This is a genomic window from Ruminococcus gauvreauii (assembly GCF_025151995.1).
Lineage (GTDB): Bacteria > Bacillota > Clostridia > Lachnospirales > Lachnospiraceae > Ruminococcus_G > Ruminococcus_G gauvreauii.
In genome coordinates, this window is the sequence record NZ_CP102290.1 from 996,285 (window position 1) to 1,007,977 (window position 11,693).

Here is an 11,693-nt window from a genome sequence, read left to right on the forward strand (position 1 = left end):
ATTTCTTTTAATTTGAGAAATTTCCTATACAGCAAGAAAGGGATACTGTTGTTATCCAGTACCCCTCTTTGTAAATCTTATTCTGTTGTATCCCCACACTCTATATCAGCCACCACAGAAACATTGATGTAATCTTTTATGACTTTATTTCTGCATTTTTCACCTTCGCCGGTGAACACCATATGCTTGAAAAAGTGCCTAAAATAAAGGATTTCTACATGGTTTTTCTTTGTATCAACACTATAGTCTCTACATGAACGGTCTGACAAAACTGATCAACTCCCCTGACCCTCACCAGTTCATACCCATTCCCGCAGAGATACTTCAAATCCCGCGCCAGCGTCGCAGAATCACAGCTCACATACACGATCCGCTCCGGCCGCATCTGCACCATGGTCTCTAGCAGCTTCTCATCGCAGCCCTTGCGCGGCGGGTCGACGACGATCACGTCCGCTTTGATCTGTTCGTCCCGGTACTTCTGCGGCAGCACTTCCTCCGCCTTACCGACGAAAAACTCAGCGTTTTCAATGCCATTTAACGCGGCATTTTGTTTCGCGTCCTCGATTGCCTGCGGAATGATCTCAACACCGCATACGCGGCCCGCATTCCGGGCCAGAAACAGGGAGATCGTGCCGATACCGCAGTACAGATCCCACACCGTCTCGTTTCCCGTCAGACCTGCATACTCCAGCGCAAGTTCATACAGTTTCCTGGTCTGAACAGGATTTACCTGATAAAAGGAAAGCGGTGATACCCGATACTGGATGTCACCGATGCTGTCCGTGATGTAAGTCTTTCCCCAGAGAAGTCTGATATCCTCTCCCATGATGACATTCGTCTTCTTCCGGTTGATGGAGATTGTAATGCTCGCCATACCCGGGATCGCCCTCAGCCGCTCCACCAGTTTTTCACCCGATGGCAGGGATTTTGCATTGACCACCAGGCAGACCATGACTTCCCCGCTGGAAAATCCGCTGCGTATTAACACGTGACGCACGATTCCGGTTCCTGTCTCCTCATCGTACGGCTCCACGCTGCATTCCTCCATATAAGAGATCACACGGTTCAGAATGTCTTCATTTACCGGCAGGCCCAGGTAACATCTTCGGTTGTCGATGATGCGGTGCGTCCGGCCCGCATAGAAACCGGTGATGATCCGTCCGTCTCTGTCTTTTCCGACCGGAAACTGTGCTTTATTCCTGTAGTAAAACGGCTGGTCCATGCCGATGATGGGCTCCATCGGAGGGTTCTCGAAACCTCCGATCCGTTTCAAATGATTGCGGATGGTGTTCTCCTTATATTCCAGCTGCCTGGAATACTCGAGTGCCTGAATCTGGCAGCCGCCGCATGGACCCGCGTGCGGGCACAAGGGTTCCACGCGATGTATAGAAGGCCTCAGGATGTCCTTCACCCGTCCGTATCCGTAACTCTTCCCCGCTTTCGTTACGATCGCTGAGATCTCATCTCCGATCACAGCATCCTTGATAAAGAGAGGGTAGCCGTCGATTTTTCCGATCCCCTCACCGTTATGCCCCATATCTTCAATTGTTATCTGCACAATGTCATTCTTTTTCAAATTCATATGATTACTCCGCTCATCAGCCTGTCGTTCTTCTGATATTGGACTCAAACAGGCGGTTATATCCCAGCCAGTCGGCATTGTCTCCCGCTGCATCAAATACTTCTCTCAGTGTTTCCAGTCTGGCGTCCGTGTTGTCCGCCAGATTCAGAGCGACCGCTTCCGCGAGGGCCGGTTTCTTTGGGGAACCGTATTCCAGTTCGCCGTGATGTGCCAGAATACAGTGCTTCAGCTCTGTCTCCAGCTTCACCGGAAATCCTTCGATCGTGCGGATGGCGTCATGCAGCATTTCCGCGCCGATCATGATATGTCCGAGCAGCTGCCCGTCATCCGTATAGTCATTAACAGGGAACGCCGACAGTTCTTTTGTCTTTCCTATGTCATGGCACAGCGCGGAGGTGACCAGAAGGTCTCTGTTCAGGTACGGATACATTTTTACATAGTATTCACACAGACCTGCGACGCTCAGCGTATGTTCCAGAAGTCCGCCTACAAAACCGTGGTGAACGCTCTTGGCGGCTGAGCTGAACTTAAATGCCCTGACAAAAGCCTCGTCCTGTTCAAAATAATACTTTAATAAAGCTGAGAGCCACGGGTTTTTCACAGACTGTACAAGTGCCAGTACTTCCTGATACATGGAATCACGGTCCCTGACACTGACCGGCAGGTAGTCTCCCGGGTCAAAGGATCCTTCATCCGCCTTTCGGCTGCGCTTGATACTCACCTGCAGCGACCCCGCAAAGCTCGTCACATCCCCCATCAGATCAATATAATCCAGGGCGTCGAAGTCATCGATCCCCTGCGAATTCGGGTCCCAGATTTTTGCATCCACCGTTCCCGTCTTGTCCTGCAGGATCACATTCTCATATGCTTTTCCGTTTTTCGTAACCGCCGACTGTTTTTGTTTGCAGAGATAGACCCCGGCAATCCTGTCTCCCTCTCGAAGTTCTTTGATATATTTCATACTGTTATCCAACCTTTCTAAATAAAAGAATGGTTCTTCTGCATGACAGAAAAACCAGACTTTTTACTTTCACACTGTTCTATTTTATAATGCTCCGACGGTTACGTCAAATACAATCTCTGCATAACCCTCCGCACCTTTGCGCATCGCTGTCACTGTGACCACCTGTCCCGCCTTACATTTCTCAAGTGCCTTCGTATATTCTGTCATGGTTTCCACCTCGCTGCTCTTTACTTTGATGATGACATCCCCGCTCATGATACCGGCAAGCATCGCCGGAGAATCTGTCTGAACCTCATTGACATAGACACCCTTCGGGATCCCCGTCTTCTCTGAAATATCCGCTGTGACATCCTGTCCCCTGATTCCGATATACGGAAGTTCCCCGTTGTTTGACAGCGTCTCCATGAGTGTTTTGATCTCCGAAATGCCGATCGCAGTCACCGTATTTCCGTCATTGGAATATCCCTGAAGAATAACGCCGACAATCTGTCCTTCCAGATCCAGCAGGATTCCGCTTCCGTCCTTGCTTCCGAGAATATCCGTCGTCAGGATCGTATATTCCGTATCCAGCGTCGAAACCTTATTCGAAACAGATGTCACAACCCCGAATGCGATCGAATCACTGTATCCCATCGGGCTTCCTAGCGCCATAACCGGATTTCCCTGCGCCGTCGAATACGAACTCCCCAGCGGGGCAGTTACCAGCTGTTCCAGAGTGGTTTCTTCGATTTCGCCAAGCGGAACTTTTAAAACGGTAAGCCCGGTATTCGGATCCGTCTTCTGGAAGCGTGCATCCACCGTGGCGTCGTCCCAGAATGTCACCTGAATCCGGTCAACTTTTTCAACACCCCGGTACTCCGTCAGAATATAAATCTCCTGGCTGGTCCTGGCAATGATCAGCCCGGAGATCTGACGCTGATTCTCATACGTGTTGTTAAACCAGTCCATATTATCCGTGATACCGATCACCGTTACCATTGACCTGGAAGCAGTCTCAGACACTTCCACCATATCCTGATAAAATTTCTTATAGTCTGAGAGTCCAAGTTCCGCGGGCACTTCCACGACCTGGGTCTCCTGGGACTCTTCCCTGGTTTCCTGGTTTTCAACCACATTTTCAGGGGGATTCTCATCCTCTATGTTCACCTTGGAATCCTGTTTGTTCTCCACCTTTTCCTGAAACGACGGGAGAGCATTTGCAAATACATATGCCGCGACCACTCCGAAAATGATCGCCCCAACCAGTAAAATCACCAGTTTCACAAAGAGTGCCTTCTTATTAATCGGCTTTTCTTTTATAACCTCTTTAATAAAGCTATAATCACTCATCTCTTAAAACTCCTGTCTGCTGTAAAACCAATTGATTTCAGACCATCCTGTCCGAATCAGATTATGATTATATTAGCAAAAACATATGAACAATTTATGAATGAAAGAGAAACTTATTAGTTCTTGCCACATTCTGCCGGCAGCCTGCCGAAATATTTATCGTATGAGAGTATTTTTTTGAAAGCATTTCTGGTATAATGTTCGGGAAAGAACGATACCAGGGTTAAAGCCCTTTGATCATACCAGCATAAAATCAAACAGTAAGGATTTATAACATGAACAGCAAAGCATTACAAACGTTAGAATATTACAAGATCATACAGAAACTAACCACCTATGCCTCCTCGCCGATGGGAAAAACACGCTGCGAATCACTGCTGCCCTCCACCGACCTTTCCGAGATCAGAAGCCTGCAGCAGCAGACGCACGATGCTCTGAGCCGTCTGTTTAAAAAGGGCGGCATCTCTTTCGGAAATGCGAAAGATATCCGGGCTTCTCTGAAACGTCTGGAGATCGGCAGTTCACTCAGTATCCCCGAACTGCTTACGATCTGCGGCATGCTTGAAAACTGTGCCCGCGTCAAATCGTACGGACGTCCGGAACAATCTGACACACCCGGCGATTCCCTGACCTCCATGTTCGACGCGCTGGAGCCGCTGACGGGACTCTCTACAGAGATCCGGCACTGTATTCTGTCAGAAGAAGAAATCAGTGACGACGCGTCACCGGCTCTGAAACAAATCCGCCGGTCCATGAAGTTTTCCAACGATAAAATCCACACGCAGCTGAATGCCATCGTGAACGGAAGTGCCCGCACTTACCTGCAGGATGCGGTCGTCACCATGCGAAACGGACGTTACTGTATTCCCGTGAAAGCAGAATATAAGGGACAGGTACCCGGAATGATCCACGACCAGTCGTCAAGCGGCTCCACGCTGTTTGTGGAACCGATGGCGATCGTCAAACTGAACAATGAGCTGCGCGAACTGGAATTGAAAGAGGCCGCCGAGATTGAAGTCATCCTGTCAACCCTGAGTGCGCTTGCGGCACAGCATCAGGAGACACTGCGGTATAATCTTGAAAATATGGTCGAGCTCGATTTCATTTTTGCCCGGGCTTCCCTGGCAATGGAACACAATGCCAACGAACCGATCTTCAACACGACCGGGAGAATCCACATTCGCCAGGGGCGTCATCCGCTGATTGATTCCCGTCAGGTTGTACCGATCGATATCAGGCTTGGGGAAGACTTCGACCTTCTGATCGTGACAGGTCCCAACACGGGCGGTAAGACAGTCTCGTTAAAAACAGCAGGACTGCTGACTCTGATGGGTCAGGCGGGTCTTCATATTCCTGCTCTCTCCCGTTCGGAACTCTCTGTCTTTACAGAAGTCTATGCGGATATCGGTGATGAGCAGAGTATCGAACAGTCCCTGAGTACCTTCTCCTCACATATGACCAATGTCGTCTCATTTCTTGCACATGCGGACGACAGATCGCTCGTATTGTTTGATGAACTCGGCGCCGGAACCGACCCGACGGAAGGGGCTGCTCTGGCAATCTCCATCCTGTCCTACCTTCACGGAAAAGGCATCCGCACAATGGCCACGACACATTACAGTGAGCTGAAAGTCTATGCCCTCTCCACTCCAGGCGTCGAAAACGCCTGCTGTGAATTTGACGTGGAAACACTGCAGCCGACATACCGGCTGCTGATCGGTATTCCGGGCAAGAGCAACGCTTTCGCTATCTCCGGCAAACTCGGACTCCCGGACTTCATTATCCAGGATGCAAGGCAGCGGATCAGTGAGGAAGACACCTCATTCGAGGATGTGATTTCCAACCTGGAAGAAACCAGGAAAACGGTTGAAAAAGAGCAGATGGAGCTGCAGAAATACAAAGAAGAGATCGCTCAGCTGAAATTACAGCTGGAAGAAAAAACCGAAAAACTATCACAGCGCAGGGAAAAAATGATCCGCGATGCCAACGAGGAGGCACACGCAGTCCTCCGGGAGGCGAAAGAATACGCGGATCAGACCATCAAGCAGTTTCAGAAATTCGAAAAAGACAGTCCTACCATACAGAAGATGGAAAAAGAACGCCAGCAGCTGCGTGAGAAGATGAAAAAGGCAGAAAAGAAAATGGCCATGCAGACAGATCCGGCCCACATCTCCACGCTGAAACCGTCGGACCTGCATCCAGGCGACACGGTAAAGATCATGAGCCTGAATCTGAAGGGAACCGTAAGTACTCTGCCCGACGCAAAAGGCAACCTTTTCGTGCAGGCAGGTATTATGAGGACCAAAACAAATATTTCAGACCTGAAACTCATGGACGAAGAAGTCATTCGGGCTCCGGGCATGAAACGTACCGGTTCCGGAAAGGTAAAGATGCAGAAATCGGCCAGTGTCAGTACCGAGATCAACCTCCTCGGCAAGACCGTGGATGAGGCCATCGCCGAACTGGATAAATATCTGGATGACGCTTATATCGCACACGTGCCGAGTGTCCGTATTGTCCACGGCAAGGGAACGGGGGCACTCCGCAGGGGCGTTCACAATTATCTGAAACGCCAGAAACACGTCTCCTCTTATCGTCTCGGAGAATTCGGCGAGGGAGATGCCGGCGTAACTATCGTTGAGTTTAAATAACAGCCAGGAGGGAATAATTATGGTAGCAAAACAGAAAATCCTAATCGTAGATGACGACAACAACATTGCGGAACTGATCTCTCTTTATCTCACCAAGGAGTGCTTCGACAACATGATTGTCAACGATGGTGAGGAGGCGCTTGAGGCATTCGACACTTTCAAGCCTAACCTTGTGCTGCTGGATCTGATGCTCCCCGGAATGGACGGATATCAGGTCTGCAGGGAAATCCGCTACAAGTCTAATGTCCCGATCATCATGCTCTCTGCAAAAGGTGAGATCTTCGATAAGGTGCTTGGACTTGAGCTGGGCGCGGATGACTATATGATCAAACCATTTGACTCCAAGGAACTGGTAGCCCGTGTCAAGGCGGTACTGAGGCGTTTCGAGCCGTCCGCCAAAGCTTCACAGGAAAAGCCCAGCGGTAAATATGTGGAGTATCCCGATCTGGTGATCAATCTGACTAATTATTCCGTACTTTACCATGGAGAGAGCATCGATATGCCCCCGAAAGAACTGGAGCTTTTATATTTTCTCGCCTCTTCCCCCAACCAGGTGTTTACTCGAGAACAGCTTCTGGATCACATCTGGGGTTATGAGTATATCGGCGACACCCGTACGGTAGACGTACATATCAAGCGTCTCCGCGAAAAGATCAAAGACCATAAGTCCTGGTCCATCAGTACGGTCTGGGGAATCGGCTATAAATTCGAGGTTAAATCTTCATGAAAAACGCGCTTTATGTTAAGTTCCTGTTCGGGTATGTGATTCTTGGCATCCTGAGCATCTTCGTGATCTCCCTGATGGGCTCCGCCCTGATTGAACAGGACCTGACCCGCCAGACCGGCGATTACCTGTACAAGGAAGCGGTCAATATCGCGTCCAACCACGCTGACTACTATTATTCACAGCAGGCCTCCCTTGAGGACACTTACTTTAATCTGTGCACACTGTCTGAATACCAGAACACACAGATCTGGATGCTGGACCCGGAAGGCCGTATTCTCATCAATACAGCAGCAGCTTTGAATCCTGATGACCCGGAACAGATCGATAATTTTGATCCGCTGTCCCTCGGCACAGGCTATTACAGCATCGGAAAATTTTACAACTGTTTTTCCGACCGCATGCTGAGCGTCATGGTTCCGGTCACACTGAACATGTCCACGAAAGGTTACGTTGCCATTCATGTGCAGATGACCGATATCTACACGCACCGCGATGAAATACTGAAAAGTGTATACGTCGTATTTCTGGTTATTTTCATGCTCACACTGATGATTCTGCTGGTCTTCAGCTTTATTGTCTACGGACCGCTCAAGCAGATCACACAGGGGGCGAATGAATATGCATCCGGGAATCTGAAGTATAACATCCCGGTACACTCAGATGATGAGATGGGGTATCTCGCGGCAACGCTGAATTACATGTCGGACGAACTGGACCGCTCAGGGGAATACCAGCGGCAGTTTGTGGCAAACGTATCCCATGATTTCCGCTCCCCGCTCACCTCCATCAAAGGTTATATTGAAGCGATGCTCGACGGCACGATTCCTCCGGAAATGCAGGCGAAATATCTGAACATCGTTCTTATGGAAACGGAGCGGCTGAACAAACTTACCAAGGGCTTAATCACCCTGAATGACTACGATGCCAGCGGTTACCTTCTGGATATCACCAGTTTCGATATCAACTCTGTCATCCGTGATACGGCCGCCACCTTCGGCGGCACCTGTATGAAGAAGAAAATCACCTTTCAGCTGCTGCTTGCCGCAGAACAGCTGCTGGTCAGCGCCGATATGGGGAAAATACAGCAGGTACTCTACAACCTGATCGACAACGCCGTCAAATTCAGTCCTTCCAACTCCGTAATCACAGTAGAGACCACAGAAAAACACGGGAAGGTATTCGTCTCAGTTAAGGATCATGGGACCGGGATACCGAAGACCAGCATCGGAAAGATATGGGACCGTTTCTACAAGACGGATTCATCGCGCGGCAAAGACCGGAAGGGAACCGGGCTGGGACTTTCCATCGTGAAAGAGATCATCAATGCCCACAACCAGAATATCAACGTGATCAGCACCGAAGGGGTGGGAACCGAATTTATCTTTACTCTGGACAAAGCAAAAAAATAGAAAAAGTGCCGCAGCAGGCACTTTTTCTATTTCCAATCATATTTTGTCAGATGGCCTTCCATCTGCATATGCGCAAACTGACGCTGGCGAAGCGCTTCATACAGCACGATGGCGACAGAATTCCCGAGATTGAGGGAACGTATTCCGTTCATCATCGGTATCCTGACCGCGGTGTCCTGATGTTCCAGAAGTATCTCCTCCGGAATCCCTGCGCTTTCCTTTCCGAACATAATATAACAGTCGTCCTCATACTGCACGTCCGTATAGATACGCGGCGCCTTCGTCGATGCCATATAAATTTTGGCACCGGAATTTTTAGTCAGAAAATCCTCATAGTTCATATAGCGTGTCACATCCAGGTCTTTCCAGTAATCCATTCCCGCACGTCTGATCTGTTTTTCATTCAGCAGAAAACCAAGCGGTTCGATCAGATGAAGTCTTGTGCCGGAAGCCACGCATGTTCTGCCGATGTTTCCCGTGTTCGCCGGTATCTCCGGCTCATACAATACAATGTTCAATGCCATCTTATCATAATCCTCTTTTATCCCAGTACCTTGTACAACTCATCCGTCTGCGGACGGTCCAGATACCGTACGTCATCACCGTTTCGCAGAATCCTGTCATTTCCGGCTGTTGTGCGTCCGATCACCGTGGCTTCTATCCCGGCTTTCTTCAACTCCTGCACGACCAGGAGTCCGTCATCCGCCGCGATCATCATGGAACCGCTTGACATGATCAGGTATGGATTCACGCCGAAAAACTCACAGATCTCCACGGTCTCCTGCCTTATCGGTATTTTTTTCAGATCGACTTCAAGACCGACGCCGGCACCCTCCGCCATCTCCCAGAGTGCGCCGAACACGCCGCCTTCCGTGATATCATGCATGGCGGAAACTTGACACTTCTTTGCAATCCTGGCGTCCTCCACCACAGAGAGAAAAGCGTCAAAACCTTTCGCTGTGCTGATAAAATCCTCGGAAAATACGCGTCTGAGTTCTTCATCCTTCTCTTTCGCCAGGATCGTGGTCGCCTCCAGTCCGATCCATTTGCTGATGACGATATCCTGATGCGGTTTCATCTGCATAGTTGAGAGCAGCTCTTCACGCCGGATCTTTCCCACTCCGGTAACAGAGATCAGCGGCTGAAGAACGACGTTGGTGATCTCTGTATGGCCTCCCAGCACTTCCATCCCAAGTTGTTCACATGTCCTCTCAATGTCCTGCATCAACCTGCGTATCTCCGGCTCCTCCACGGTATCCGGAAGCATGGCCGTCAGCATGACGCCAACCGGTTCTGCGCCTGAAGCCGCCAGATCATTTGCCGTGATATGGATACTGTGGCTCCCCAGGTCTTTGGTGGTTCCCGTAATGGGATCTGTGGACATCACAAACACTTCCCCCTCCTTCAGCTGCAGCGCAGCACAATCCTGTCCTACACCGGGCCCGACCAGAACCTCATCTCTCCTGTGTTTCACCTGTTTTAAAATCGAACGCACCAGAACACTCTCCGGCAATTTCCCAATTTTCATTTTTGTCTGTTTCCTCTCTGTCCTGCATTTATACCATCAACTGTATTTGTTGATCACCGAATACACCTTATCGAGGTCATTCGAGTCTACAGCTGCCTGAATTTCAGATGCAGCCGTGCCGTCACTTGTGCTGACTCCTACAGTATACCGTGTCGGCGTCATATTATATGTACTGCTGTTCACCTGTTCGCGGCTCTCCTCCACACCGTCCACCGTCACGGTCTTCCACAGGCAGGCGGTGTATCCTGTATGAGAGGAGGAGGTCTGCCTGATCGTCCCAAGCGGATCCTGAGACGCCGTCAGTTCCACCGTCGGTTCTACCGTCTCGAGAGTCTCACTCTCATACGTGACCTTCCGATTCTCCGGACGGAATTCTTTTCCATAGATTACAAAACCGACTTCTCCTCCGTCCGTATAACCTTCGATATAAACCGGCGCATCCAGGTTATTGACAAACTGAAGATCCTTAGACCCTTCTGCGATCGCAGCATCCATAGACGGTTTCACATATTTGACGATCATGGAATGATTATATCGTTCCGTTATCTCGATCTCAGCCCGCAGCAGAGCCATATAAAGCGTCGTGGAAACCTGACAGATGCCGCCGCCGTAGCTGTCCACCACATCCCCATTCTCATAGGACGGTGCCGGTTCGTATCCATTTTCAGCGCTGAACGGGACCAGGGCACTCTCCACCGAGAACGATTCCCCCGGATAAAGCACAGACCCGTTGAGGAAACCGGTCCCCGTCACAATATTCTGTGCCCTCGCCGAACTGCTCGACGAGTAGTCTGTGCTCGCACTCCCGAGAATATCCTGAACCTGTTCAAGCTCTGACGATTTATGCTCCGGCTCCGTGATCTCTGCCGGAAGCTCGACCACTCCGAGTCCGGTTCTCCAGAGGTTAGAGAGGTATTCAGACAATACCTCCACCGACTCATCAACTTTGATCTTCACACCCTGGGTCTCTTTTACTATCTGAAATCCATCTTCCGTACGCGTCATCGATGCATTCTGCGGTTCACAGTCCAGCGGAACACACTTCTCGTTCAGCATTGCTTTTGCCGTATCCGCTTTCACGCCGTATTCCAGTACAAAGCGGACAGTCTCCTGCTGAAGATCCTGTTTTGCCTTATACCGGCTTACAATATTGCCTGCCTGTCCAAAGGCAAGCGCTTTATCCACAACATCCTCATTCTTCCAGTAGAGACCGAGCTCACCGGCTGTGGCGCTTACAATGTGGTCGCCGATATGCATCTGTATGTGATAGCCCTTGATATCCTCCATATGGTCTGCAACCGCCAGGACAGCCTCCTCGCGTGTCATCCCCGACACATCCACGCCGTCAATAAAAACCCCCTCCAGTATCACCGGGGAGGTCTCTGCATCTGCAAACACCTGTCTCGCACTGATCATGCTGAAAAACAGGCAGATTATAAATATCGCGATATTCGTTGCTACTCTACTTTTTTGCATCCGCTCTCTACCCTTCTACAGCAAAAA

General features: G+C 50.0%; 9 protein-coding genes. 3 read left to right on the forward strand and 6 right to left on the reverse strand.

Annotation, left to right across the window (positions count from 1 at the left end; genetic code table 11):
* Positions 1–214: 214 nt before the first annotated feature.
* The 3 genes from rlmD to NQ502_RS04830 form a co-directional block, all read right to left on the reverse strand.
* Positions 215–1,582: a 23S rRNA (uracil(1939)-C(5))-methyltransferase RlmD gene (gene rlmD / locus NQ502_RS04820; RefSeq protein ID WP_044983530.1), complete on the reverse strand. Its 1,368-nt coding sequence runs from the start codon at positions 1,580–1,582 to the stop codon at positions 215–217.
* 16 nt (positions 1,583–1,598) lie between these two features.
* Positions 1,599–2,543, reverse strand: a complete 945-nt coding sequence (locus tag NQ502_RS04825) for a 3'-5' exoribonuclease YhaM family protein (RefSeq protein ID WP_028529812.1) — start codon at positions 2,541–2,543, stop codon at positions 1,599–1,601.
* 84 nt (positions 2,544–2,627) lie between these two features.
* Positions 2,628–3,875 carry a S1C family serine protease gene (locus tag NQ502_RS04830; protein ID WP_028529813.1) on the reverse strand — a complete coding sequence of 416 codons (1,248 nt, stop codon included), beginning with the start codon at positions 3,873–3,875 and terminating at the stop codon, positions 2,628–2,630.
* A gap of 275 nt (positions 3,876–4,150) precedes the next feature.
* Between NQ502_RS04830 and NQ502_RS04835 the strand changes: the two genes are divergently transcribed.
* Genes NQ502_RS04835 through NQ502_RS04845 form a run of 3 tightly spaced genes read left to right on the forward strand, consistent with a single transcriptional unit; the run spans position 4,151 to position 8,662 of the window.
* The gene (locus NQ502_RS04835) at positions 4,151–6,526 is read left to right on the forward strand and encodes an endonuclease MutS2 (protein ID WP_028529814.1); all 2,376 of its coding nucleotides are present in this window, start codon (positions 4,151–4,153) and stop codon (positions 6,524–6,526) included.
* Positions 6,527–6,545: 19 nt separating this feature from the next.
* Complete coding sequence (locus NQ502_RS04840) at positions 6,546–7,253, forward strand: response regulator transcription factor (protein ID WP_028529815.1); 708 nt, start codon at positions 6,546–6,548, stop codon at positions 7,251–7,253.
* Entirely contained in the window at positions 7,250–8,662 is a 1,413-nt protein-coding gene (locus tag NQ502_RS04845; protein WP_028529816.1) for a HAMP domain-containing sensor histidine kinase, read from the forward strand. Before NQ502_RS04840 ends, NQ502_RS04845 begins: the two co-directional genes overlap by 4 nt.
* Positions 8,663–8,688: 26 nt before the next feature.
* On the opposite strand, the gene NQ502_RS04850 is transcribed toward NQ502_RS04845, so the two are convergent.
* From NQ502_RS04850 to NQ502_RS04860, 3 genes are read right to left on the reverse strand one after another with little or no spacing between them, the layout of a single operon-like run.
* Positions 8,689–9,186 carry a tRNA (cytidine(34)-2'-O)-methyltransferase gene (locus NQ502_RS04850; RefSeq protein WP_028529817.1) on the reverse strand — a complete coding sequence of 166 codons (498 nt, stop codon included), beginning with the start codon at positions 9,184–9,186 and terminating at the stop codon, positions 8,689–8,691.
* Positions 9,187–9,203: 17 nt separating this feature from the next.
* Positions 9,204–10,190, reverse strand: a complete 987-nt coding sequence (locus NQ502_RS04855; RefSeq protein ID WP_028529818.1) for an AIR synthase family protein — start codon at positions 10,188–10,190, stop codon at positions 9,204–9,206.
* 36 nt (positions 10,191–10,226) lie between these two features.
* Positions 10,227–11,666 (reverse strand): VanW family protein, encoded by a 1,440-nt coding sequence (locus NQ502_RS04860; protein WP_044983536.1) that lies wholly within the window; start codon positions 11,664–11,666, stop codon positions 10,227–10,229.
* Positions 11,667–11,693 lie beyond the last annotated feature (27 nt).

Bases quoted from the DNA above. Each gene is read 5' to 3' on its own strand.
- NQ502_RS04860 (WP_044983536.1), bottom strand. From the start codon at position 11,666: ATGCAAAAAAGTAGAGTAGCAACGAATATCGCGATATTTATAATCTGC.
- rlmD (WP_044983530.1), bottom strand. From the start codon at position 1,582: ATGAATTTGAAAAAGAATGACATTGTGCAGATAACAATTGAAGATATG.
- NQ502_RS04825 (WP_028529812.1), bottom strand. From the start codon at position 2,543: ATGAAATATATCAAAGAACTTCGAGAGGGAGACAGGATTGCCGGGGTC.
- NQ502_RS04855 (WP_028529818.1), bottom strand. From the start codon at position 10,190: ATGAAAATTGGGAAATTGCCGGAGAGTGTTCTGGTGCGTTCGATTTTA.
- NQ502_RS04845 (WP_028529816.1), top strand. From the start codon at position 7,250: ATGAAAAACGCGCTTTATGTTAAGTTCCTGTTCGGGTATGTGATTCTT.
- NQ502_RS04850 (WP_028529817.1), bottom strand. From the start codon at position 9,186: ATGGCATTGAACATTGTATTGTATGAGCCGGAGATACCGGCGAACACG.
- NQ502_RS04830 (WP_028529813.1), bottom strand. From the start codon at position 3,875: ATGAGTGATTATAGCTTTATTAAAGAGGTTATAAAAGAAAAGCCGATT.
- NQ502_RS04840 (WP_028529815.1), top strand. From the start codon at position 6,546: ATGGTAGCAAAACAGAAAATCCTAATCGTAGATGACGACAACAACATT.
- NQ502_RS04835 (WP_028529814.1), top strand. From the start codon at position 4,151: ATGAACAGCAAAGCATTACAAACGTTAGAATATTACAAGATCATACAG.